This window comes from Pseudolactococcus plantarum, from assembly GCF_002441715.1.
Taxonomy (GTDB): Bacteria; Bacillota; Bacilli; order Lactobacillales; family Streptococcaceae; genus Pseudolactococcus; species Pseudolactococcus plantarum.
Map to the genome: position 1 here is coordinate 70527 of NZ_JXJX01000003.1, position 24217 is coordinate 94743.

The following is a 24217-nucleotide window of genomic DNA, read 5'->3' on the forward strand; positions in this document are numbered from 1 at the left end:
GATATCACTAACATACTATAAAAAACGACTTAGAGTTAGGTATCTAAGTCGTTTTTATTTTTTATTTTAATTATGATTATTGTACCTGATATTTTTTAAACATTTTTATAAAGATGATGACACGTACAATTAACCTCTTCATTATTTTTTACTATACGTATACACAAGATTACCATCTACCGATTCCTGCCAATATTAAAGAAACGATGCAGGCACCAGAAATAGCAATGTATCTCGTTTCTTCTTTCTTATTTTTTGATGCCCAAAGTAATCGATTTCTCTCATAGATTACTATTAACATCAAAGCAAGTAATAAGGCGCAAATTGAGTATGAAATGCTCCACCATGGGCGATTAACAAGCGCATATTTTCCTTTGAACAACATATAGAGCAAACTATATATATAGCAAATCACATTTAACATGATAATTTTCACTCGCATATTCATCTCCTTTTAACAAATCATAATCATTGATAAATACATTTTTGCAACATATTTTATATTATTGACTATTTCTATAATTCAAAACGATCATCATGGCAACACAAAACATATTTACGACACTAATAGTGATTGATTGATAAAAGATAACGTCTATGAACAGTATTGCTTGAAATATGTTAATAAATAATTTTTCCTTATTAGCATGTGTGTCATGTCTATTTTTCTTAAAAACATATTGTTCAATAGTAGATATATGATAGAGTAACATTGAAAATATCAATAACAAGCTCAGATCGACTACAAAAGTCCAGTAACCAAGTTGTAAAAACAAAAAATAAAAACAAACTATCGTCCATAAGACAATAAGTGAATAGGTAAGCGTAGCCCTCATTAAATCCCCAATCTAAATATATAATATATCTCAAAATATATGCCTATCATTAACACTGCCAAAGTGTATGCTCGATGAAGTAGCTATGATAAAAAGCAGTTTGCATCATTCATAACTATCACCTAGTTGGTTGCGTCTAATCACTCGTTTCTTATCTTCAGTTTTGATTTATAAGTTAATGATAATTTCCGTTGATAGTTAAACAGCCTTAAATTACATTATACCATCTTTCAGAACTCTTTTTTCAATATGATAAACCATTTTAACTATCACTTGATCAAGCCGTCCATGCTTCTTATAGATAACAGCTAAGTCAGTTGTATACCAAAAAACGACTTAGAGTTAGGCGTCTAAGGCGTTTTTTTGTGAAAAGCATCATATAGTCTGTTTTTTATATCAATATGTTAAAAAGTGACAGGTGAGATATGCCTAAATTAAATCACTATAAGGGATTTGAATCATCAAAAATCAAACTGAGTGTTTAGATTACCCTAACTTTTGTAAGTGAGTGTATCTGACTTATGCTCTGTTTTGTTTACTGGTTTGCAAATAAACTTAAGAGATTTCCATCTATATCTTTTATAATCGCATAGCGTTGCCCCCAAAAAGCATCCCAAGGTGCTTTGAATGACTCATAGCCAGCAGTTACCATTTTGTTATAAAGTGCATCCACTTCGATAGTAGAGTCACATAAAAACGCTAATTCAATTTTATCTCCGACAGTAACCGGTTCATATCCATAAATACTAGTGACCATTTTGGCAGTATTCAGAGAAATTCTAACACCATTGTTATCTAGTTCTATATAATCCTCAGATGGACTATCAATCATTTTAAATCCTAATGTTTCATAAAATTCAACCGCTTTTTTAATATCTTTTGTGATGATGCCAATCATATCTAATTTCATGTTGCCAATCTCCTTTGCCATTTCTCTCTTGAAGTAGACTATTTAAATGTTGGTTATCTTAATTTCTACTTGCTGGTAGTAAGTGTTTATTATAAAAAAGGCTAAGCCACCACAGCTTAGTCTTTTAATGTCTCGATGTTTATTTTTTATCAGGTGTTAAGATCATCGGAATGACGATTGGTTCGCGTTCTAATTCACGATAGAAGAAAGGTTTAATCGCATCTGTCATCGCACGTGCGACGCTTGCTTCATTTGCATTTTCAGCATTCATCGCTTTACGGATGGCATTAAATAAAACACGTTGTCCAGAACGGATCAAATCACCAGATTCACGCATATAGATAAAGCCACGGCTTAGCATATCTGGTCCAGCAAGGATCATCTTACTCTTGAAGTCAACAGTTGCAACTGCAAGGACCACGCCATCTTCTGAAAGTTCATGACGATCACGTAAGACAGCATTTCCGATATCTCCGATACCATTGCCATCTACATAAGTATCTTGTGCATAGAAATGACCAGCAGGTCGTGCAGAATCAGCTGTCAGTGCTAGTACATCACCATTTTCGAAAATGAAACAATTTTCTTTAGGCACACCAGTATCTTGTGCGAGTCCAGCATGTATTTTTAACATGCGGTATTCACCGTGGACTGGCATAAAGTATTTTGGTTGGATGAGGCGTAGCATCAATTTTTGTTCTTGTTGCCCACCATGTCCTGAGGTATGGATGTTATTCATCTTACCATAGACAACTTTAGCACCAGCTTCTGAGATGCGGTTAATTAGTTGGTTGACACCGTGTGTATTACCAGGAATGGCATTAGATGAGAAGACAACAGTATCGCCCATTTGTAGGGTCACAAAACGGTGCATACCGTTTGCAATACGGCTCAAAGCGGCCATCGGCTCACCTTGAGAGCCTGTACACATGATGAGTAGTTCGTGTGGTTGATACTGGTTAACCTCACCAGGTTCGATGAATGTACCTTTAGGTGCTTTGATATAACCAAGTTCAATCCCGTTAACGATAGCCTTCTCCATAGAACGACCAAAAACCACGATTTTACGGCCTGTTTTCACAGCACCTTCAACGGCTTGTTGCAGACGGAAGATATTTGAGGCGAAAGAGGCAAAAATGATTCGACCTTCAATACGTTCAAATATTTTTTGGATAGATGCACCAACGACTTTTTCTGAATGAGAAAAAGTAGGAATTTCAGCATTAGTAGAGTCAGAAAGTAGTAATAAGACGCCTTCTGTCCCTAAAGCAGCCATGCGGTGTAAGTCAGCTGGATCTCCAACGGGAGTGAAGTCAAACTTAAAGTCACCAGTTGCGACAATCTTACCTTGAGGTGTATCCACTACCATAGCGATAGGTTCAGGAATTGAGTGTGTCGTTCTGAAAAATGACAGTTTTAGATGTTTAAAGGCAATCTCATCATCTGGTTTAATCTCGAATAATTGGGCATCACGTAAAAGACCATGTTCTTCTAGTTTGCCACGAATTAGAGCTAACGATAATGGTCCTGCATAGATCGGCACATTAGCTTGTTTTAGCAAGAAAGGAATCCCGCCGATATGATCTTCGTGACCATGTGTGATAAAGACACCTTTGATTCTGTCTTGATTTTCAACGATATAACTATAATCTGGGATAACATAATCTACACCGAGCAGATCATCTTCTGGAAATTTAATCCCTGCATCAACGATGATGATTTCATCTTGATATTCAACACCATAAGTGTTTTTACCAATTTCTCCAAGTCCACCGATCGCAAAAACAGCGACTTCATCTGGATTTATGGCTAAATTGGTGTAGCTATTGTTACTCATATATCTCTTTTCTATATTATATTTTTGAGTTTATTAAAAAACTTGTGATGACACTCACAAGTTGTAAGGTTGTTTAAAATGTTGTGATGTTAAAGTGTTCAGCTTCTCTTTCGTATTCAGCTTGTTCATCACTGATTGCATCAATAAATTCGACATGATACTCAGTATTATCGCGCATGATTTCGCGTGCTTGTATGACACCTTCACGGACGTCTGACACTGGTAACTCTAAATAAAGTGAGTGAGTTGTTTCGCGTTTAGGACTGCGTTTTTTTGTTTCTTGATAAAAGACTTTGAATAACATGTTTTTCTCCAATTCATCAGTTGATAAGTTTACAGGGGCACCTCGATTAGAGGTCGCATTATTGCAATTACTTATATTTTATCATAAAATGGTAATATACTCAACATGCACAACTGTAAAAAGGCGACTGGTTTTAGCGATTGTGTCACTAACCTAGTGATCGTGTGCAAAAATGACGGGAAGAGATAACGAGAAATGAAACGATTGGCTTTTGATACCTCTAGTCAGACTTTGTCTGTTGCACTGACAGAAGATACGACTTTACTAGGTAAGATAGATCTAAATATTAAAAAAAATCATAGTATTACCCTGATGCCGGCTATCGATTTTTTGATGACTAACGTAGGGTTTGCACCGAGCGATTTAGATAGCATTGCGGTGGCGAAAGGCCCAGGCAGCTATACAGGACTTAGAATAGCAGTAACGACAGCAAAGACACTTGCAAGTACACTTGGGATTGAGCTTATCGGTGTGTCAAGCTTAGCGGCAATTGCAGCCAATGCCTGTGTTAAAGGTAAAGTTATCGCATTGATTGATGCACGTAGACAAAATGTTTATGCAGGTATTTATGAGGATAAACAACTCGTGAATCAAGAACGTCATCTACCACTTAGCCAACTCTTATCAGAACTTTCACAAGAAAAAACGGTTCACTTTACTGGAGAGATTGATGGCTTTCGAGAGCTCATCTTGGCATCACTACCTCAAGCAAAATTTATCGAGAATCCTGAACGCAGATTACCTAATGCTTATCAGATTGCGTGTTTGGCAAGTCATGAAAAAGCAGTAGAGGTTGATTACTTTGAACCAGAATATTTGAAGAAAGTGGAAGCAGAAGAAAAATGGCTGGAGACACATGCACATGATGAAACAACTGATGCAAACTATATCCAAAAAATTTGAACAGCATTCGTTTCGAAAGTATCGGGCGTTTGATGATGTCGATTTGGATATTGTGATCGGGGATACAAGATATCGTATTGCTGAGCGAGAAGATATTGTCAGTTTTTTGACGATAGAACGCGACGTCTATGCTGGAGAAACACCTTGGACGTTTTCACATTTTGAACATGAAATCATGAAAAATGACCGTGCTATGTTTTTGACAGCAGAATCTGATGGTCGAATTGTAGGCTTTATTGGTGCGAGAATGATACCAGAAACAGCCTCTGTACACCTTTCAAATTTAGCTGTTTTGACCGCTTATCAACGACAAGGTATTGGTGCAAATCTCGTGATTGGGATGTGTGATTTGATGCAACTATTAGGTGCGGAGACGATTACCTTAGAGGTGATGAGAGATAATATGATAGCTCAAGCCATGTATCGTCAATTAGGGTTTGAAACAACAGAAATATTACCTGACTACTATGAAAATCAATTAGATGGGTTATGGATGGTCAAGAAACTTGGAGCATTAAACGATCGTTTTGATAAAAATTAGGCAAACAAATGTGATGAACACTGACGGTGACGCTTATGCTGCTATGGTACAAGCCATATTAGTTGACGTCTACGACAGTGCACCTTGGACATTGGCGCAAACTGTGTCTGATATGAATCGAGAAGAGACTAACTATTATCTAGCATTGGAGGCAAATGAGACTGTTATAGGCTTTCTTGCTACCTCAATCGTTATGGATGAGATAGAAATAACAAATCTTGCTGTCAGTCGTGCCTATCAACATCAAGGTATTGCAAGTTTATTGCTGAACGCATTACTAAATCAAGACGGTAAGTTTTTTTTAGAAGTTCGCAATTCCAATCAAAAAGCACGTCAGTTATATGAAAAACATGGCTTTGAGACCTATTTCATCAGAAGAAACTATTATCAAAATCCCAATGAAGATGCACTTTTAATGAAGAGAGAAAAATGACAGATAACTATATATTAGCATTTGAAACATCGTGTGATGAGACAAGTGTTGCCGTCTTAAAAAATGATCACGACTTATTAAGTAACATCATCGCTAGCCAGATTGAAAGTCATAAACGCTTTGGCGGTGTGGTACCAGAGGTAGCAAGTCGACACCATGTAGAAGTGATCACGACTTGTATAAATGAAGCGTTGGCAGAAGCTAACATTACCGCTAAAGAATTGAGCGCAGTAGCAGTTACTGAAGGACCAGGACTTGTTGGCGCACTATTAGTAGGTATAGCAGCTGCCAAAGCTTTTGCTTGGGCAAACCAATTACCGATCATTCCTGTTAATCATATGGCTGGTCATCTCTGGGCAGCAAGACAAGTCAAACCACTTGAATTTCCCTTGATGTCATTACTTGTCAGTGGTGGACATACTGAGTTGGTCTATGTTAAAGCGCCAGGTGACTATAAAATCATAGGTGAGACTCGTGATGATGCCGTAGGTGAAGCCTACGATAAGGTAGGTCGAGTCATGAAGTTAACCTATCCAGCTGGTAGAGAGATTGATGAACTCGCGCATCAGGGACAAGATGTTTTTGCATTTCCTAGAGCGATGATGAAACACGATGATCCAGACTTTGAATTTAGTTTTTCAGGCTTAAAGTCTGCTTTTATCAATACGGTTCACAATGCAGAGCAAAAAGGTGAAACATTAGATAAGAAAGACCTATCAGCCAGTTTTCAAGCGGCTGTTTTAGATGTTTTGTTGGCAAAAACCAAAAAAGCCTTAGCACAATTTCCAGTTAATATGCTAGTTGTTGCTGGTGGAGTTGCTGCTAACAAAGGTTTACGTGATCGTTTGGCTGTAGAACTGCTAGATGTTGATGTGGTGATACCACCACTTAGACTATGTGGCGATAACGCCGGTATGATTGCTTATGCCAGTGTATGCGAATATAATCAGCAACATTTTGCTGATTTAGATTTGAATGCACGCCCAAGTTTAAGTTTTGACCAATTAGCCTAGTGATAACTGATTAGATAACTTAATGAAGCGTAAATATCAAACAGTTTCTAGTTATAAGGGAGATACCTGATGTCATTTTTTGAACATGTTGATTTATCAAAATTATCAGAAACAGATCGTTTTATTTATAATTATTTGGCTGATAATAGAAGTAAAGTCCCTTATATGCGGATTCGTGAGATTGCAGAAGCTTCTCATACGTCTTCTGCCTCAGTGATGCGTTTTATTCGAAAAATAGGTTATTCAAGTTTTGTTGAATTTCGAGCTAATTTGAAATTAACGGCTGAAGAAAATCCCACATCACCAGATTTTTTTAATCGGCTTTCTAGTTTAAGTCAAGATCTGTTTCCTAAAAATATTGAGATGAAGCTAGAGATTGTGGCAGATACTATTTTAGATGCTGAAAATATTATGCTTTTAGGGATGGGAGCTAGCGGTGCGATATGTGATTATGCAGCAAGACGGCTTGCTACGATTGGTTACAATGCTTTTGCTTTAACGGATCCTACTTATCCAGTAGCGCAAAAACTTAAGCATACAGCCAATAATATTATTATTATTTTATCTGTCTCTGGTGCAACAAATGAAGTGATCGAGGTTGTAAATACGTTTAAAAATAAAGATGATTTTACGATTATAACGATCACTGCTGATGAGGTATCTATTTTGGCACAAATGTCAAATTATGTGTTACCTTATCAAACACCTAAGATTCGCCTGAATACCTATCATGATATGTCTAGTCAAATTCAATCCGTTTTTTTAGTAGAAGCCTTAATTCAAAAGGTGTGGGATAGAGAATAGTAAAAAAAACACAAGTGGAACGCTACGTTCCACTTGTGTTTTTTTTATCAACTTGTTGAATTCTTACCCAAATAGCAGAAAACGCTTACAAATTATTTTAAATTTGGTATGATAATGGTATTAAGTATAAAAAAAATAGTAAATTTAAGGAGGGGTTGATAATGAAAAAAGAATTGCCGAGAGAGTTTCTTTGGGGAGGTGCAGTAGCAGCACATCAGATAGAAGGCGCGTGGCAAGAAGCAGGAAAAGGTATCAGTATTGCTGATGTGATGACAGCAGGTAGTAACACTACACAACGTCAGATAACAGATGGTGTATTGCCCGATACATACTATCCTAATCATGAAGCGATTGATTTTTACCACAGATATCGTGAGGATATTCAGCTATTCAAAACCTTAGGTCTTAAGTGCTTTAGAACTTCTATTAGTTGGGCTAGGATTTTTCCAAAAGGTGATGAGACTTTACCAAATGAAGCTGGCCTGCAATTTTATGATGACTTGTTTGATGAGTTGTTAAAAAATGGGATTGAACCTGTCATTACCCTATCACATTTTGAAATCCCTTATCAACTTTATGAAACTTATGGTGGGTTTAAAAATAAAAAACTCATTGACTTTTTTGTCAACTATGCAGATGTGGTTATGAGACGCTTCAAAGACAAAGTTAGCTATTGGCTGACCTTTAATGAAATTAATAATCAGGCAGACGGACAACATAGCTTGCATACTTGGACTAACTCCGCTGTGCTTATAGAAGCAGATGAAATAGCAGAGGAGGTCATCTACCAAGCAAGTTTAAATGAATTGATTGCTAGTGCTAAAGTTGTCAAATTAGGCCATGAGATTAATCCAGCCTTTAAAATTGGTGCCATGATGGCTTATGTACCAGTATACCCATTTTCTGCAAAACCTGAGGATCAAATGGCAGCAAGCAAAGTCATGGAACGTCGTTATTTCTATAGTGATATCCATGCAAGAGGCGTGATTCCTAGTTATACCTTAAAAGATTGGGAACAAAAAGGCTATCAGATAGACTATACTGAGTCAGAATTGCAATCCCTAAAAGAAGGAACCGTTGATTATATTGGTTTTTCTTACTATATGTCTGGGACAGTGACGACTCAAAAAGAGGAGACAGTGTCTGGACATAAAATTCCTGATTTTCCAAATGCTAAAGTTGTTAAAAATCCCTATGTCAAGGCCAGTGATTGGGGATGGCAGATTGATCCAGTAGGATTACGGTATGTCTTGAATACCGTTTACCAACGCTATAATCTCCCATTATTTATAGTGGAGAATGGATTTGGTGCTTATGATAAGTTGAGTGATGAGGGACAGATACATGATGGTTACCGTATTGCCTATTTGAAAGCACATATCCAAGAAATGAAAAAAGCGATACTAGACGATGGTGTACCAGTGATAGGGTATACGCCATGGGGGATTATTGATCTAGTTAGTTTTGGGACAGGTGAGATGGAAAAACGTTACGGTATGATCTATGTAGATAAAGATAATGCTGGTAAGGGGACACTTGAGCGGCGTATCAAAGAGTCATATACTTGGTACCAAAAAGTAATTCAATCAAATGGAGAGGAATTATAGATGCAGGACACAAGCTATAAATTATCCTTAGCACAGCGTGCGACTAGATGGTGCAAGGCATTTACCTCACAATGGCAATTACAAAGCATGGCGATTTTAGGTGTTGTGTATATGTTGATCTTTAATTTTGTGCCTATTTATGGCTTAACCATTGCATTTAAAAACTACTCAGTTATCAGTGGCATAGGTGGTTCAGAATGGATTGGTCTAGAAAATTTCAAGATCATTTTACAAGATAAATACTTCTGGGAATCAGTGATTAACACATTTGGCATCAGTGCAATCAAATTATCTGTTGGCTTTGTTTTGCCTATCATTATTGCCATTCTCATTTTTGAACTTAAATGGACACCGTTTAAAAAACTGGTACAAACAATTACTTATTTGCCGCATTTTCTATCATGGATTATATTGGGTGGTATGCTAATTACTTGGATGAGCTCAAACGGCATGATGAACGACATGTTAGGTGCGATTGGTATTAAAAGTAATACCAACCATATGCTAGATGCCAATAAATACTGGGTAATCGCTGCGCTTTCAGATGTGTGGAAAGAGGCTGGTTGGGGCACAATTCTCTATTTGGCTACGATGTCAAAAATTGATCCCACCTACTATGAAGCAGCCGAAATTGATGGGGCATCCCGAATGCGTAAAATCTGGAGTATTACCTTACCCAGTCTAGGTAATATCTTAGCGCTGAATTTGATTCTTTCTGTTGCAGGATTATTTAACTCTAATTTGGATCAAACACTGGTGCTGATGAACTCACAAAATCAGCCGAAAGCTGAGGTGATTAATTCATATGTTTATCGTGTCGGTTTATCACAAGGCGATTTTGCCTATGCAACTGCTGTTGGTTTAGGCGTTTCTGTTATTTCTGTCATCTTATTAGTGGGTGCTAATGTTGTGACAAAAAAATTAAATGATAATCGATCTGTTTTATAAGAAAGGAGGTACCAGTGTCTCAACAAAATAAAAAGGGGAACATTAAATCAAAAAAAAGTGCTTTTGATTTCATCAATCTTATTTTAATGACAAGTTTTACTTTATTAATTGTAGTGCCACTATGGAATGTATTGGTCTCATCTTTTGCATCAACAGATGCATTAAACAAAGGTGGATTTGTATTTTGGCCGTCATCATTCTCACTAGATAATTATAGTCGTGTACTACAAGATAAAACCTTATGGTCTGCTCTGTTTATCTCAGTCAGTAAGACAGCGATAGGTGTTTTTGCGCATGTTAGTTTTTGTGCGATTGTAGCTTACGCTTTGAGTAAACGTGAATTGAAAGGGCGCTTTATTTACTCCTCTATGGGGATTATTACCATGTTCTTTACTGGTGGGATGATCCCAACCTATCTTTTGATTAAGTCATTAGGCTTACTCAATAGCTTTTGGGTCTATATTTTGCCAGCCATGTTTAGTTATTATGATGTTGTGATTTTGATGAATTTTTTTAGAGATGTGCCAAGCTCTTTAGAGGAATCTGCAAGAATAGATGGGGCAACTGATTGGGGGATTTTCTTTAAAATTATTGTACCACTATCTAAGCCGGCACTTGCAACCATTGCTTTATTTCATGGTGTTTGGCAGTGGAATGATTTTATGACAACCAAACTATATATTCAAAAAGAGTCTTTGTATCCTTTACAAATGAAATTGTATGAGATTATTTTGAAATCTCAAGCTGCTGCTCAAAGTGGCTTCAGTGGGCAGCTTAATATTCAAACATCATCAAAAGGTATCCAGTTAGCTACCATTATCGTTACGATGCTCCCGATTTTGGTATTGTATCCATTTTTACAAAAATATTTTGTGACAGGGACTATGTTGGGTGCAGTTAAAGAATAAGTCAAAAAGTGTTTAAACTATAAAGGAGATATATATGAAAAATGTTAAAAAAGTTCTAGGCTTATCTGTAACAAGTTTAGCAGTCGTTATGCTGTTAGGTGGTTGTGGCAGTAACAAAAAAGCGGAATCTAGTGGGGTTAAACTACCCGATGCATCTTATAAGGTAGACAAAAAAACGCCAGCATGGAAAGTTGATAAAAGTAAAGATAATCAGCTAACTTGGTATATTAATGCCGAATGGTGGAATAAAAAATATGGGACAGATTTAATCACCAAGCAGGTGAAAAAAGATCTGAATCTTGATATTAAGTTTATTGTTGGAGACGATACAAAATTAAATACTTATTTTGCCAGCGGAGATATCCCAGATATCGTGACCGTACTGGATGCTAATTCAGAAGTAGCTAGAACAGCAAATAAATGGGCATTGCCATTGCAAGATTTAGCCAATAAATATGACCCTTATTTTAACGAAGTGGCTAGAAAAGAAACATTAAATTGGTATAAACTAGCTGATGGCAAGACGTATGGCTATCCTAACTATTCCAATACCATGGCAGATTTTAAAAGTGGTGACATACCGACACACGAAACCTTTATTATTAGACAAGATGTGCTAGATGCAATTGGTCCTCAGGATTTTACGACACCTGAAGGATTTAAAGCTGGTATGAGGGCCATAAAAGCTAAGTTTCCAGAGTTAATGCCATTTGGCTTTAATGATATGTCGGGCGATGTAGGAGCACTTGAAAAAGTGGTGCAAGATATGTTGGGTGTACCGATTAAAACTAAAGATGATAAGTTCTATGATCGAAATCTCGATAATGATTATATGACTTGGTTAAAAACTTTCCGTCAAGTTCACGAAGAAGGTAATATTTCTGATGATAGTTTTACAGATAATGGAGATGGATTTAAAGAAAAAGTCAGTAGTGGTAAGTATGCAACCATCATGATGGGTGCAAATGTTAATTTAGGAAATAATATGCAAACTTGGTTGACTGCTAATCCAGATAAAGCATATGTTGCAATAGATGGTGTGATGTCTACTAAAGGGAATAAACCAACCTTACAACAAGCTGGTCTTTCAGGTTGGATGATTAACTATATCTCTCAAAAAACAAAAAATCCAGCTAAAGCAATCCAAGTATTTGAATATTTATTGAGTGATTATGGCGAAATTTTGACAAATTACGGGATTGAAGGGAAAACATTTAACTATATTAATGGTGATAAAAAATCAATAGAATGGACTGATGAAGCTGCAAAAATGCAATCTGAAAATCCAGACAAATGGCAAAAAGATTACCGTGTCGCAGAGTTCATTCAATTTGGTCATGATCGATTTAAGACATACAACAAAGCCTCAAATGTTAAAGCAGTTTGGCAACAACAAGCATGGGGACAAAAATATTTAACACCACAATTTGAGATTGAAAATATTGCACCACAACCAGGTACCCAAGAAGCAAGATCATTGAGTGCGATAGAAACGAAGTGGGATACAACCTTAGTCAGTTTGATTCGCGCCAAAAATGATGCAGAGTTTGACAAAGTATTAAATGACTATAAAGCATTCCAGGAAAAAAATCATATTGATAAAATCAATATGATTCGCGATAAAAATATTAAGAAAAATATAGGAAAATTAAATGACAACTAGACCTTTTCTAGTAGTTTATGAATGAAGTGATAAAAAATGACGAAACAAGATAAGCGGTGGCTAACTTCATGGAGTTATGCGCAAAGGGGTGTGGGGTTAGACATGCCTCAACTAAATGGTCAACTGATAACCTATCAGGTGATTATGAAACATAATGGCGATCAACTAAAGTTAACGTTGACGAATAGTTACAGTGACAAAACACAGCAAATTAAGTCAATATCAATTGCAAGTGATTCGGAAAAAAAGTTTGAATCACTAACGGTTGCCGGTAAGACTGCTTTTGAGTTGATGCCGAATGATATCAAACAAACTGATACAATCGATAAAAATGTCGTACGACATGAGACCCTCTATATCCAGATTTGCTTAGAAACGTCGATAACTGAGGGCTATAACCTCCTTGTAGGTGTGGATAGTCATGTAGGTACTGATGCTGCTACGATTGTTGGATTTGGTGATTCCATTACTGAACAAGGTTTTTGGATAAATCCCTTAAAACAAGGAGTTTATAAGATCCTAGGTGAAAGCTACAGTGTGGTTAACGCGGGTATCTCAGGTAATCGACTTTTAAGAGCGTTTGCAGACACTCCAGTATCTGGACAGTATTTTGGTCAGTCTGGTGTAACACGCTTTGAACGTGATGTCTTTAAGGTCAACACCAATGTTAAGGCGGTTATCATCGCTTTAGGTGTGAATGATTTACATCAACCTGGTACTGATCCCCTAATCCCGATAGATGAGCTACCGACTTTTGAAGAGATGGTGGCAGGTTATGAACGACTTTTCCACTTGGCACATCAATATCATTGCAAGATCTATGTCGCAACGATTAGTCCATTTATTGGCTATACAATTGATGTAAAAAATATCAAGAAAGAAACACTCCGTATGCGTTTAAACCATTGGTTATTGCATCAAGCTAAAGTAGATGGTGTATATGATTTTAATGATGTGCTAGTCTCTGATAGTGATCCAACTCAGTTAGCGATACAGTATGATTCTGGAGACAAGCTGCATCCTAGTGAAAAAGGTGGGAAAGCTATGAGCCAAATTATTGATGTTACAATATTTGAAGCGCTAATGTGATGAATAAGAAGTCAGTGAGATGATGATTCAAATCAGTTAAAAGTCATGTGTATAAAGATATATGAAAGAGGGGGTGTTTGATGTGCGTGGGTTATTAGCAGTAAATGGCATCATTTATCGGTATATGTTAAAGTTGTATGATTTGATTGTCCTAAACATATTATTTGTGGTGAGTAGTCTGCCATTAATCACGATTGGCGCATCGATAACTGCATTATATGATGTTACCTTAAATATGCAAAATGGTCATACTAGACAGGTTTACAGTGCCTACCTCGATAGTTTCCAAAAAAATATTAAGCAAGCAACACAAGTATGGCTAGGATTTTTATTGTTGATTGCTACAGCAGTGATATTGATTAGTGTAGGCCAAGGTAACGTATGGCTATCTTTGGTCTTACTAGGGTTCATAACTATCACAATGATGGCACTTATTTATATATTTGCCTTGATTTCAAAATTCCAGCACAACACATCTAGCATGATTAAAAATGGTGTCTTATTAGCTATTGAGCACACAGCATATTCAATTATCATGCTGAGTATTGCGGGGGTATTAGTGATTGGTGTCCCCTTATATATTCACTGGGCCGGTGTCTTATCTATGCTTTTAACATTTAGTTTAACAGCTTACATTCAGAGTTATTTTTTGAATAAACTTTTTCTAGAAGTGCTGAATAGAAATTAGTCATGGACTGCTGCTGTGTAGGAGGGATACCCATATATTATAAAGTGTTCAGTATGGAGTCACTAGATAAATAACAAGACGTTATAAGATATTGATTAGGAGGTGAAAAATGTATTATATTGGGTTCGATATTGGTGGCACAGCGATTAAGTATGGTCTTGTAAATCATACTGGTGAAGTATTTCATAAAGGGACTTTCCCAACAATTTTAGATGATGCCGATAAGATGATCAATCAAATGTCGGCAAAAGTTAAAAAAATTCAAGCTAATTATGAAATTCAAGGTGTTGGTGTTAGTATACCTGGCATTGTTAGTCCGGATGGGTATATGATTACCGCAGGATCTATCTTGTCACTATATCATATGCACTTAAAAAAACGATTAGAGTCAGCATTTGGTTTGCCCGTAACATTAGAAAATGATGCTAATTGTGTTGCGATTGCAGAACAATGGGTTGGGAATGCCAAAGGCGTAGAAAACTATATCGTGGTTACACTGGGAACCGCTGTAGGGTGTGGGATTGTGATTAATAATCAAATATATAAAGGGGCTCATGGTGCTGCTGGTGAAGCAGGATGGAGCATGCAAGAGAGTTTAGATTATACACAAGATTTGGAAGATAATTCTTGGAATTTTACGAGCGGTGTTATCGTTGGACTCTGTAGGCATTATCAACATGAGAGTGGCAAAACGATATCAGATGCTAGAATGATTCTTGATTTAGCGAGTCATGGAGACGAGATAGCTGGTCGAGTACTAGATCAGTATTATGACGATGTAGCTAAAGGACTACTCAACTTGATCTGTGTATTTGATCCAGAAGTTTTACTAATAGGTGGAGGTATTAGTGCTAATCAATCATTTTTGAGACACTTATCTCATAGGCTAGATAAAATCAAACTGCATCATAGGAGTTTGAACCGGTTATCCAATGATACGATAGCTCAAGTACAACCTTGTCTTTTAAAAAATGATGCAGGCTTGATTGGCGCCGTTTATCAGGTAATAAAAGAAAAAGAAAAAGAGATGAATAGATCCTCTCTTTGAATTAATAAAATGATTCTAAATGACAAGTTGATGTATGAGGCATCAACTTGTTTTAGTTAATACCTGCAACCCAGCCAGTAGCTAAGGCATAAGTGATATTAAAGCCACCTGTATGTGCATTGATATCTAACACTTCTCCTGCAAAATATAAGTTATCGATTGTTTTACTCATTAACGTTTTTGGCTTAATTTCTGCTAAATCAACACCGCCGGCAGTCACAAAAGATTTTGCTAGACTCATGGTGCCAGTAACTTTAATTGGAAGCTCTTTTATTTTTTCACTCAATAGTTTGAGCTGTTTTTCTGATAACTGCTTGGCCTTTGTTTCTAGCTTGATACCTGCATCAATGATTAAAAATTCTGCTACACGCTCTTGTAAAAGTGTTTTGAGCACATTTTTGATTGATTTGTCGCGTAAGTCGTGAATTGCTCTGGTTAACTCATCTGTAGATATCTCAGGCAAAAAGTCAATTGTGATGACATCTCCTGGTTGCACGAAAGTAGAGACGCGTAAAGCTGCAGGACCGGATAAGCCAAAGTGTGTGAACAATAAATCATGCTTGATCTCGTGTTTTCCGATATGAATAACGATTTCTCGTAGGGAAATCCCTTGTAGTTGTTTATGAGGAAAGTCTGTTGTTAAAGGACTTTCTGCTGGTTTTAGTGGTGTGACTTTAAGATTGAAATGCCTTGCGATTTCATGTCCATAGCCTGTTGAACCTGTAGAAGGATAGGATTTACCACCTGTTGTGACGATTAATTTACGGCAGGTAAAGCTTTTATCTGCTGTTTTAATTAGAAAGTGACCATCTACTGTTTTGGTTGTTGAGATCACCTCTGATTGTGTTGCAATAGTCACACCCAACTCAGTCATTTTGGCTTGCAAGGTGGCAATGATGGTTTGTGATCTATCCGTTACCGGAAACATACGACCATGATCCTCTTCTTTTAGCTTTGTACCATTATCTTGGAAAAACTGAATAATATCATGATTGTCAAATTGGGCAAAGGTACTATACAGGAATTTTCCACCATGTGGTATGCCAGCTAGAATGTCTTCAAGCGTACCATTGTTAGTGACGTTACACCGGCCCCCACCAGTCATGGCTAGCTTTTTACCCAGTTTTTTATTTTTGTCCAACAGGAGTGTTTGACGACCGTAAAAACTGCTAGCAATAGCAGCCATCATACCCGATGGGCCTCCCCCGATAATAATCGTATCATAATTTGTTTTCATAGATTTTATTATAACACAGTCTTTTAGACTATTTAGACTATCTGATTAAGGTCGTCTCATTTCTGCTCTTTGTGGTAGACAAAGCTCACGCTATTAAACAAGTTTTTATGTGGTTAGCTGGCGATTAAAACATAAAACAGTTTTAAAATATAAAAAATCTGTAAATGTAATATGATTAAAAAGAAAGAATTATGATATACTTTAACTAGTCGATCAAATATTTTATAGAACTGGCTTGAGAAATGGGCTGACATTCTAAACTTGTTAAGGTCATTTCGTAAGGTTCAAGCCATTTACAGGTAAAAGGAGACATATGAATTTTTTAAAACGCGCCATACGCTCTGTTACAAGACAAAAATCAAAATCACTTATCTTGTTTACAGTGATCTTTGTATTAGGTAATATTTTAGCCGGTAGTGTCATCATTCAGCAATCTACTCAGCATGTTGAAAAGACAACCAAAGAACAGATGGGGGCTGTCGCAACTGTTGGGATAGATTGGAATGATAAAGAGATACAAAAAGAATTTGAAAATCCAAGTCCTGATATGGAGACTAATTTAGAGGTTAAGCTGATAAAAAAAATTGGCGCTAACCCTTACATCAAGCGCTATGATTATTCTCAATCATCGGGATTTCAATCTAAAAGCTTAAAGCTCTTTAATCCTTCTGGAGATAAAAAAGATAAGGCAGACGATAAGACCGAGGATAAGACTGGTGGCTTCAATCCAATGGAGCAGTTCATTCCTATTCGTGGTGTACAGGATCCAAAAGTTATGGATATCTCACTTAATAAAATTAAGCTGGTTCAAGGTAGTGTATTTACTGAAGAAGATATCCAAAAAGGAAATAAAGTTGTTTTAATTTCGAAAGAATTTGCCAGCAAAAATGGGCTACATGTTGGTGATGAGATGACGATAGATCAGATTTTGATGTCAGCAGATATGAATGAAAATCAAAACGATACCAGTGACAAAGAAACATATGATACAAAAGTCAAAGTAGTGGGGCTCTACCAGGTATTAGAAACAGTACAAAAAAAATCTGGTAAGTCTAGTAAAGCAGATAGTGGTTCAGTTGTGCATGCTGCGTCGATGATAGGTAGTAATGGAGAAGACGGATTAGATTTTCAAATGTACAACACGTTTTATATGCCTAACAAAACCGTACACGAGATGAATCAAGGCTATATGCGGGTTTTAACTACTCAATCGCCTGATCTATTTTCTGGTATGAGTGATAAAGAGTTAGCAGAATCTGTGAAGCCATTTTATGTACCAATTTATCAACTAAAATCAATCGATGATCTCGCTAAGTTTAAAGCAGATACTAAACCTTTATTGCCTAAGTTTTATTCTGTAATGACCTCTACAGATAGTTTTGAAACGATTGCAGGTCAGTTTAGTAAATTGTCAAACATTGCAAAAGGCGTTATTGTAGCGGCGATTAGTTTGTCGATTATCTTGATTCTACTGATTGTGTTACTATTTATGCGTGATCGTAAACGAGAATTAGGGATTTATCTCTCACTTGGAGATAAAAAATCAACGATCATTTTACAGATTATGACAGAAGTGCTCACCATCGCAATTATTGCCTTGATGCTGTCATTAGTAACAGGTAAATTTTTAGGTAGTTTTGCCTCTGATGCCTTTTTACAATCAAATAGTGTTGCTAAAACTAAACCTGACGCGATAGGAGATATGATGAATCAAGACGCACTATTCAGCACAGGCAAGCGTATTAGTGCTGAGTCAGTGGTTGAAAATTATTCGGTATCTTTTACACCGTTCTATATCGTCACATACTTATTGGTTGGTTTAGCGACTGTTATGATATCTGTACTACTCTCAACGCTTTATATATTTAAATTAAAGCCTAAAAAAATCTTATTGGGGTGATGACTATGTCTATTATTGAAACACAAGCATTGAGTTATTTTTATCAAGATGGCGATATGCAACGTTATATCTTACGTGATATTTCTGTCAACTTTGAAATAGGGAAATTTTATACGATCGTAGGAGAGTCTGGATCCGGCAAAACGACATTACTATCGATGATTGCAGGTCTAGATAGTGCTAAAGCAGGAGAAGTCCTTTTTGATCAGCAAGATATAAGACAAATTGGCTTTGAGAATTATAGAAGAAACAAAGTGTCTATTATTTTTCAAAATAATAATTTAGTGCCATATCTCACAGCTGCAGAAAATGTATTGGTAGCGATGACAATTACAGATAACCAGTTACCCGAAGATCAAAAAACTGTTGCCTATAATCTTTTAGATTATATCGGGATCACACGGGATAAAGCTGATCGATTAGTCAGTAAATTATCTGGAGGGGAACAACAAAGAATCGCAATTGCTCGTGCATTAGCAACAAATAGTGAGGTGATTTTAGCTGATGAACCAACAGGAAATCTTGATGAGGAACGTGAGGGAGAGATTGTTGAGATATTTCAACGGTTAGCTCATGAAAATGGGAAAGCGGTAATCGTTGTCACACATTCACAAGAAGTGGCTAAAAAATCTGATATTACTTACCGGCTTAAAAAAGGAAACTTGACACATGAGTAATTTTTTATCTAATTTTACATCTGATAATTATCAAAACAAGAAACCCAAAGATCAAAAAAAATCATCTGATTTAGTAGACGGACAAGCAATAGGTCAGCAAGAAGCGTCTGAAGCGCTTCACAAAAAACAAGTTGACGAGAACACTGGTGAGGCAAAACAGGTGACACCCGGCGAAAAAACAGTTGCTAGTCCGACTGCTAAAGAGATGGCTAAACCAGTGAGTGATGACTTACTCGTTAAAGATACTGCTTTTGCAAAAAAGAAACTGTTAAAACGTCTCTGTTTTGGTATCGTCACTCTATTGATTTTGAGCTGCATTTTTGGATTTTACTATAATCAAACACATATTAAGTTACCTGATTTTACTGGTAAACCAGTCAGTACAGCACAAACGTGGGCCGATAAACATAAGATAACCTTAAATGTCAAACGCCTCTATGATTTTGATAAAAAAGTGAATACGGTCATCAAAGAACCAGATAAACATACAGTGATTGCAAAGAAAAAGGTTGTCAATTTGACTGTCAGTTTGGGTGCAGATCCTAAAACAAAAATTAAACTACCTGATTTTTCAAAACTCTCTTTAGCACAGGCACGAGTGTTTATTAAAAAAGAGAAACTGGCTAATACAATAATTCAGTTGGATTATTCAGAAACCATCGCAACAGATAGCTATATCAAACAAGAATTTGCGAATCAATCGCTCACCTCTGAAAATTTCAAGAGAGAAGACAACTTAACACTGTTTTATTCAAAAGGAAAAGAACCTGTTGTCAAAAATATTGATGTTCCAGATTTTTCAACGCAAACAAAAGAGCAGATAGACAAGTGGAGTATGGATAAAGGCGTCAAAATAGATTTCCAAACTGAGGGCAGTAATACAGTGGAGGCAGATAAGGTCATCGCTCAGTCAGTTGCAAAAGGGGAAAAAGTATCAAAAGCAGATATGATTATTGTTAAACGATCACTTGGTAAGCCGTTGATTGTTCCAGATTTTTCAGTGCTTAGTTTTGAAGAAGCAAGTGCTGCTGGAAAAGAGTTACCTGTTACTGTGAAACAAGTGTATAGTGAGTCCATAGCTTATGGTGGGTTTATCAATCAATCAACGCGTGCTGGCACCCAGTATTTTGCCAAAGATAATGTCCCGAATATCTCTGTAGCCTTTTCATTAGGTCAAGTTTATATCAAGGATTTAACTGGACAAACACAAGGCGATTTGCAGGCTACGTTCTATAATGAGTATACAGCTAAGGGCGCACCGATTACGTATCAAGTACGCTATGTCGATAGCAGTGAAACAAAAGGTGTTGTCGTTGGGCAAAGTTCTTTAAATGAAGCTGTCCCACTAAATAGTCATGTTATCGTGATGGTGAGTAACGGAAAAAGATAAATAGTGTTGAATCAGTAAAAAATTATCTTTGGATAATTTTTTTGCGGATTATGGGGGTGTAAACTGTCATGATGCATGCAAATAGCATGAAACAGATGATGTATCATAAGGGTTAAATAATTCTGGATAAATTATTGAGTAAATTCTTGAAAAAATACGAAAAACGCGGTAGAATAAGGCAGATTGATTTTTTAGTGAAAACGATATCAAGGAGCTAAAAAATTGAGTTAGCGTATTAGTGCTATTAGGAACGTGTGCGCGCACACGAATGATTAAGGAGAAACTATGTCACATCTAAAATTTGATTATAAAACAGCGTTATCTTTCGTAGGTCAACACGAGTTTGATTATATGCAGCCTGCAGTAACGGCGTTTGATGCCGCATTACGTGAAGGTACAGGTCAGGGAGCGGATTTTACTGGTTGGATTGACTTACCAAAAGAGTATGACAAAAAAGAATTTGATCGTATTCTAAAATCAGCAGAAAAAATCAAATCTGATAGTGATGTGTTGATTGTCATCGGTATTGGTGGATCATACCTTGGTGCCAAAGCGGCTATCGACTTTTTAAATAGTTCATTTGTTAACTTAGATACAAAAGAAAAACGTAAAGCACCACAAATTTTGTACGCAGGTAACTCAATTTCATCAACATACTTAGCACAATTAGTCGACTATGTTGCTGACAAAGATTTCTCTGTTAATGTGATTTCAAAATCAGGTACAACAACAGAACCAGCTATCGCATTTCGTGTGTTTAAAGAAATGCTTATCAAAAAATATGGCACTGAAGAAGCAAATGGCCGTATTTATGCAACAACTGATAAAGCTAAAGGTGCTGTTAAAGTTCAAGCAGATGCTGAAGGCTGGGAATCATTTGTTGTTCCAGATGCTGTCGGTGGTCGTTTTACAGTATTAACACCAGTTGGTCTTTTGCCAATTGCAGCAAGTGGTGCTGATATCCAAGCTTTGATGGATGGTGCAGCTGCTGCGCGTGAAGCATATAGCTCATCTGATTTGAAAAAAAATGAAGCTTATCAATATGCTGTACTTCGGAATATTCTTTTCCGTAAAGGTAAAACAATTGAAATCTTGGCTAACTATGAACCATCATTACAGTATTTTGGTGAATGGTGGAAACAATTAGCAGGTGAATCTGAAGGTAAAGATTACAAAGGTATCTATCCAACATCAGCTAACTTCTCAACTGATTTGCACTCAATCGGTCAATCTATCCAAGAAGGTAGCCGTAACTTGTTTGAAACAGTCATTAAAGTTGAAGAGCCTACATTAAATATCAATATCCCAACAGAAGCTGAAGATTTAGATGGTCTTGGTTATCTAGAAGGTAAAGATGTGAACTATGTGAATACAAAAGCATTTGAAGGTGTGTTACTTGCACATACAGATGGCGGTGTTCCTAACTCTGTTGTCACAATTAAAAAACAAGATGAATTTACACTTGGTTACCTCATCTATTTCTTCGAGATTGCTATCGGTTTATCAGGTTACCTAAATGGTGTGAATCCATTTGACCAACCAGGAGTGGAAGCTTACAAGAAAAATATGTTTGCTTTACTTGGTAAACCAGGATTTGAAGAGCTGAGTGCAGCGTTAAATGCGCGTTTGAAATAAATCAAAGTATTCAAAAATAAAAATATAAATGTGCAAGTCGTTTGAGTGTATACTCAAACGATTTTGTATTATAATGAAAAAAAAGAATGGAGAAGATAAATGATTATTACAAGACATGGTGAAGTTTTTGATGAGATTAATCCGCTAACAACTGGGGCAGCACCAGATTTTCAGTTAACTGATTTAGCTAATCATAAAGTGAAGTTATCAGAATTGGCTGATCCGATTATTATTAGTATTTTTCCAGATATTAATACGAGTGTTTGTGCTTTGCAAACAAAACACTTTAATGTAGCTGCTGCTGAGAATAAAGCAATCTCTTTTCTATCAATTTCAAATAATACACCTGAAGAACAAGCAACATGGTGTGCAGCAGAAGGTGTTGACATGACGATTTTATCTGATGCCAAAAATGAGTTCGGTGATTTGTACGGTCTATTTTTACCAAAAGCTAAATTATTGGCACGTAGCGTTTATGTGATTAAGTCAGGAGAAATTATCTATAGTGAAATCTTGAGTGAGATTACACAAGAACCCGATTACGATAAAGCACTTGCTGTTGCAAATGCAGCAATTGACACTAAATAAGCCATTAGTTTAACGCTTGATAGCAATAAAAAAAGCCTGATTTAATCAGGTTTTTTTCGTGAGTTGACGCGCTTGGCAATACCATTGTGTACGTCTTCGCCAGATACTTGTAACTAAAATTGTTTGTTTCGCTTCGTAGTAGTGATAGGTGACGACAAATGTTTTTTTAGATAGTCGTTGAGCTTTATAGCCAGCGATAGCTAATGGTTGCGGAACTTCATTTAGCTTGGTTTGTTTGGTAAGCTGTCTACCATCAAAACTTATTTCACTGAAGGTATCAGCTAATAGCTCTGGTGATTTGTTATTTAAGACTTGCTCTTCTAATCCCAAAATAATGAGTGCTAATGTTGAATCTCTTTCTTCATCGGCTAAGATAGCAGGTTCTACGTGCACATCGATATCAAATACATCGTAGTTTTGTTTTAAAGTTTCTTCGATATCCTCTGTTGCTGCATGGCTTTCAAACACAGATAAATCTGGAGACATTTCTACCACAACATCTAAAAAGATATTACTACCATATGTCCTACCCCGGATGTATTTAACCGCTGAGACTTTAGGGACTTTCGCGATTGCTTGTGTATAAATTTCTATTTTAGATTCATCAAAACCATCTGATAGTGAAAAGACTGCCTCAGCAAAAATATCATAAGCAGTTTTAAAGATGAAAACAGTGATGACAATCGCCATTAATCTATCAATAAAAGTCAGATTAAAACTTGCTGCAAAAATTGCGATAGACGTTGCGATAGACGAGACAGCATCAGCTAAATTATCTTTTGCCGCACTCATCAGACTAGAACTTTTAGCTTTAATCGCTAGCTTGCGATTATAAAAATAAATCGCAAGCATGACAGCCGCACAGGCTACACCAACAATAGAACCGACGAGGTCTACACGCGTTTTTTCATTACTTAAAATAGCTGTAACGGTATCTTTAAGGACAAAAAAACCTACACCAAACATGATAAAACTTGTGACTAATGAGGCAACAGACTCGATTTTCCAGTGACCGTAGGTATGATCATCATCAGCTGGTCTTCGCGCGATTTTTAGACCGATTAGCACGGCGACACTACCTAAAATATCTGTGATATTATTAAAAGCATCAGCACGCAGACTCTCAGAGTTCGTCATCGTTGCAAACGTTAGTTTGATTACAGACAAAATGACATAAGCCCAGATACTGAGCAGTGCCCCTCTTTCTGCTAACTTGAGATCTTGATATCTTGAATTATTCATAATCTATAGTATAACA

Annotated in this window: 23 protein-coding genes; 18 read left to right on the forward strand and 5 right to left on the reverse strand. The window is 36.6% G+C overall.

Annotated features, from left to right (window positions below; genetic code table 11):
• Positions 1-113: 113 nt before the first annotated feature.
• Positions 114-287, forward strand: a complete 174-nt coding sequence (locus RU87_RS09615) for a hypothetical protein (RefSeq protein WP_156470811.1) — start codon at positions 114-116, stop codon at positions 285-287.
• Between the two features lie 1084 nt (positions 288-1371).
• On the opposite strand, the gene RU87_RS02425 is transcribed toward RU87_RS09615, so the two are convergent.
• The 3 genes from RU87_RS02425 to RU87_RS02435 form a co-directional block, all read right to left on the reverse strand.
• Complete coding sequence (locus RU87_RS02425; RefSeq protein WP_068160385.1) at positions 1372-1746, reverse strand: VOC family protein; 375 nt, start codon at positions 1744-1746, stop codon at positions 1372-1374.
• Between the two features lie 139 nt (positions 1747-1885).
• Entirely contained in the window at positions 1886-3583 is a 1698-nt protein-coding gene (gene rnjA, locus RU87_RS02430; protein ID WP_068160383.1) for a ribonuclease J1, read from the reverse strand.
• A 73-nt stretch (positions 3584-3656) separates the two neighbouring features.
• Entirely contained in the window at positions 3657-3887 is a 231-nt protein-coding gene (locus tag RU87_RS02435; protein WP_068160380.1) for an RNA polymerase epsilon subunit, read from the reverse strand.
• 195 nt (positions 3888-4082) lie between these two features.
• Between RU87_RS02435 and tsaB the strand changes: the two genes are divergently transcribed.
• The 12 genes from tsaB to RU87_RS02495 all read left to right on the forward strand — a co-directional run bounded on the left by tsaB (position 4083) and on the right by RU87_RS02495 (position 15532).
• A complete protein-coding gene (tsaB, locus tag RU87_RS02440) occupies positions 4083-4790 on the forward strand; it encodes a tRNA (adenosine(37)-N6)-threonylcarbamoyltransferase complex dimerization subunit type 1 TsaB (RefSeq protein ID WP_068160377.1) in 708 nt (235 codons plus the stop codon).
• A complete protein-coding gene (gene rimI / locus RU87_RS02445) occupies positions 4750-5331 on the forward strand; it encodes a ribosomal protein S18-alanine N-acetyltransferase (RefSeq protein ID WP_231860424.1) in 582 nt (193 codons plus the stop codon). The genes tsaB and rimI (RU87_RS02445) overlap by 41 nt, the downstream gene beginning before the upstream one ends.
• A 13-nt stretch (positions 5332-5344) precedes the next feature.
• Positions 5345-5764 carry a ribosomal protein S18-alanine N-acetyltransferase gene (gene rimI, locus RU87_RS02450; protein WP_068160598.1) on the forward strand — a complete coding sequence of 140 codons (420 nt, stop codon included), beginning with the start codon at positions 5345-5347 and terminating at the stop codon, positions 5762-5764.
• Complete coding sequence (gene tsaD / locus RU87_RS02455) at positions 5761-6777, forward strand: tRNA (adenosine(37)-N6)-threonylcarbamoyltransferase complex transferase subunit TsaD (RefSeq protein WP_068160374.1); 1017 nt, start codon at positions 5761-5763, stop codon at positions 6775-6777. Before rimI (RU87_RS02450) ends, tsaD begins: the two co-directional genes overlap by 4 nt.
• Positions 6778-6846: 69 nt before the next feature.
• Positions 6847-7581: a MurR/RpiR family transcriptional regulator gene (locus RU87_RS02460; protein ID WP_068160371.1), complete on the forward strand. Its 735-nt coding sequence runs from the start codon at positions 6847-6849 to the stop codon at positions 7579-7581.
• A 161-nt stretch (positions 7582-7742) separates the two neighbouring features.
• Positions 7743-9188 (forward strand): 6-phospho-beta-glucosidase, encoded by a 1446-nt coding sequence (locus RU87_RS02465; RefSeq protein WP_068160368.1) that lies wholly within the window; start codon positions 7743-7745, stop codon positions 9186-9188.
• A complete protein-coding gene (locus RU87_RS02470) occupies positions 9189-10136 on the forward strand; it encodes an ABC transporter permease (RefSeq protein ID WP_068160363.1) in 948 nt (315 codons plus the stop codon). It abuts the gene before it with no gap.
• A gap of 86 nt (positions 10137-10222) precedes the next feature.
• A complete protein-coding gene (locus tag RU87_RS02475; RefSeq protein WP_082782125.1) occupies positions 10223-11044 on the forward strand; it encodes a carbohydrate ABC transporter permease in 822 nt (273 codons plus the stop codon).
• 34 nt (positions 11045-11078) lie between these two features.
• Positions 11079-12707 (forward strand): sugar ABC transporter substrate-binding protein, encoded by a 1629-nt coding sequence (locus RU87_RS02480; RefSeq protein WP_197456610.1) that lies wholly within the window; start codon positions 11079-11081, stop codon positions 12705-12707.
• A gap of 36 nt (positions 12708-12743) precedes the next feature.
• Entirely contained in the window at positions 12744-13796 is a 1053-nt protein-coding gene (locus RU87_RS02485; RefSeq protein WP_068160356.1) for a GDSL-type esterase/lipase family protein, read from the forward strand.
• A 61-nt stretch (positions 13797-13857) separates the two neighbouring features.
• The gene (locus RU87_RS02490; protein ID WP_068160353.1) at positions 13858-14484 is read left to right on the forward strand and encodes a DUF624 domain-containing protein; all 627 of its coding nucleotides are present in this window, start codon (positions 13858-13860) and stop codon (positions 14482-14484) included.
• A 109-nt stretch (positions 14485-14593) separates the two neighbouring features.
• A complete protein-coding gene (locus RU87_RS02495) occupies positions 14594-15532 on the forward strand; it encodes an ROK family protein (protein ID WP_068160350.1) in 939 nt (312 codons plus the stop codon).
• Positions 15533-15584: 52 nt separating this feature from the next.
• On the opposite strand, the gene RU87_RS02500 is transcribed toward RU87_RS02495, so the two are convergent.
• Entirely contained in the window at positions 15585-16769 is a 1185-nt protein-coding gene (locus tag RU87_RS02500; RefSeq protein WP_068160349.1) for a BaiN/RdsA family NAD(P)/FAD-dependent oxidoreductase, read from the reverse strand.
• Positions 16770-17082: 313 nt separating this feature from the next.
• Here RU87_RS02500 and RU87_RS02505 point away from each other — a divergent pair, with 313 nt between their 5' ends.
• The 5 genes from RU87_RS02505 to RU87_RS02525 all read left to right on the forward strand — a co-directional run bounded on the left by RU87_RS02505 (position 17083) and on the right by RU87_RS02525 (position 22959).
• A complete protein-coding gene (locus tag RU87_RS02505) occupies positions 17083-18669 on the forward strand; it encodes an FtsX-like permease family protein (RefSeq protein ID WP_068160346.1) in 1587 nt (528 codons plus the stop codon).
• A 5-nt stretch (positions 18670-18674) separates the two neighbouring features.
• Positions 18675-19346 (forward strand): ABC transporter ATP-binding protein, encoded by a 672-nt coding sequence (locus tag RU87_RS02510; protein WP_068160344.1) that lies wholly within the window; start codon positions 18675-18677, stop codon positions 19344-19346.
• Positions 19339-20736: a PASTA domain-containing protein gene (locus RU87_RS02515; protein WP_068160340.1), complete on the forward strand. Its 1398-nt coding sequence runs from the start codon at positions 19339-19341 to the stop codon at positions 20734-20736. The genes RU87_RS02510 and RU87_RS02515 overlap by 8 nt, the downstream gene beginning before the upstream one ends.
• A 285-nt stretch (positions 20737-21021) precedes the next feature.
• Positions 21022-22371 carry a glucose-6-phosphate isomerase gene (locus tag RU87_RS02520; RefSeq protein ID WP_068160338.1) on the forward strand — a complete coding sequence of 450 codons (1350 nt, stop codon included), beginning with the start codon at positions 21022-21024 and terminating at the stop codon, positions 22369-22371.
• Positions 22372-22470: 99 nt separating this feature from the next.
• Positions 22471-22959: a thiol peroxidase gene (locus tag RU87_RS02525; RefSeq protein WP_068160335.1), complete on the forward strand. Its 489-nt coding sequence runs from the start codon at positions 22471-22473 to the stop codon at positions 22957-22959.
• A gap of 45 nt (positions 22960-23004) precedes the next feature.
• Here RU87_RS02525 and RU87_RS02530 read toward each other — a convergent pair whose 3' ends face one another.
• Positions 23005-24201 carry a cation diffusion facilitator family transporter gene (locus RU87_RS02530; RefSeq protein WP_068160332.1) on the reverse strand — a complete coding sequence of 399 codons (1197 nt, stop codon included), beginning with the start codon at positions 24199-24201 and terminating at the stop codon, positions 23005-23007.
• Between the last annotated feature and the right edge of the window lie 16 nt (positions 24202-24217).

Bases quoted from the DNA above. Each gene is read 5' to 3' on its own strand.
- RU87_RS09615 (WP_156470811.1), top strand. From the start codon at position 114: ATGATGACACGTACAATTAACCTCTTCATTATTTTTTACTATACGTAT.
- RU87_RS02425 (WP_068160385.1), bottom strand. From the start codon at position 1,746: ATGAAATTAGATATGATTGGCATCATCACAAAAGATATTAAAAAAGCG.
- rnjA (WP_068160383.1), bottom strand. From the start codon at position 3,583: ATGAGTAACAATAGCTACACCAATTTAGCCATAAATCCAGATGAAGTC.
- RU87_RS02435 (WP_068160380.1), bottom strand. From the start codon at position 3,887: ATGTTATTCAAAGTCTTTTATCAAGAAACAAAAAAACGCAGTCCTAAA.
- tsaB (WP_068160377.1), top strand. From the start codon at position 4,083: ATGAAACGATTGGCTTTTGATACCTCTAGTCAGACTTTGTCTGTTGCA.
- rimI (WP_231860424.1), top strand. From the start codon at position 4,750: ATGATGAAACAACTGATGCAAACTATATCCAAAAAATTTGAACAGCAT.
- rimI (WP_068160598.1), top strand. From the start codon at position 5,345: ATGAACACTGACGGTGACGCTTATGCTGCTATGGTACAAGCCATATTA.
- tsaD (WP_068160374.1), top strand. From the start codon at position 5,761: ATGACAGATAACTATATATTAGCATTTGAAACATCGTGTGATGAGACA.
- RU87_RS02460 (WP_068160371.1), top strand. From the start codon at position 6,847: ATGTCATTTTTTGAACATGTTGATTTATCAAAATTATCAGAAACAGAT.
- RU87_RS02465 (WP_068160368.1), top strand. From the start codon at position 7,743: ATGAAAAAAGAATTGCCGAGAGAGTTTCTTTGGGGAGGTGCAGTAGCA.
- RU87_RS02470 (WP_068160363.1), top strand. From the start codon at position 9,189: ATGCAGGACACAAGCTATAAATTATCCTTAGCACAGCGTGCGACTAGA.
- RU87_RS02475 (WP_082782125.1), top strand. From the start codon at position 10,223: ATGACAAGTTTTACTTTATTAATTGTAGTGCCACTATGGAATGTATTG.
- RU87_RS02480 (WP_197456610.1), top strand. From the start codon at position 11,079: ATGAAAAATGTTAAAAAAGTTCTAGGCTTATCTGTAACAAGTTTAGCA.
- RU87_RS02485 (WP_068160356.1), top strand. From the start codon at position 12,744: ATGACGAAACAAGATAAGCGGTGGCTAACTTCATGGAGTTATGCGCAA.
- RU87_RS02490 (WP_068160353.1), top strand. From the start codon at position 13,858: ATGAAAGAGGGGGTGTTTGATGTGCGTGGGTTATTAGCAGTAAATGGC.
- RU87_RS02495 (WP_068160350.1), top strand. From the start codon at position 14,594: ATGTATTATATTGGGTTCGATATTGGTGGCACAGCGATTAAGTATGGT.
- RU87_RS02500 (WP_068160349.1), bottom strand. From the start codon at position 16,769: ATGAAAACAAATTATGATACGATTATTATCGGGGGAGGCCCATCGGGT.
- RU87_RS02505 (WP_068160346.1), top strand. From the start codon at position 17,083: ATGAATTTTTTAAAACGCGCCATACGCTCTGTTACAAGACAAAAATCA.
- RU87_RS02510 (WP_068160344.1), top strand. From the start codon at position 18,675: ATGTCTATTATTGAAACACAAGCATTGAGTTATTTTTATCAAGATGGC.
- RU87_RS02515 (WP_068160340.1), top strand. From the start codon at position 19,339: ATGAGTAATTTTTTATCTAATTTTACATCTGATAATTATCAAAACAAG.
- RU87_RS02520 (WP_068160338.1), top strand. From the start codon at position 21,022: ATGTCACATCTAAAATTTGATTATAAAACAGCGTTATCTTTCGTAGGT.
- RU87_RS02525 (WP_068160335.1), top strand. From the start codon at position 22,471: ATGATTATTACAAGACATGGTGAAGTTTTTGATGAGATTAATCCGCTA.
- RU87_RS02530 (WP_068160332.1), bottom strand. From the start codon at position 24,201: ATGAATAATTCAAGATATCAAGATCTCAAGTTAGCAGAAAGAGGGGCA.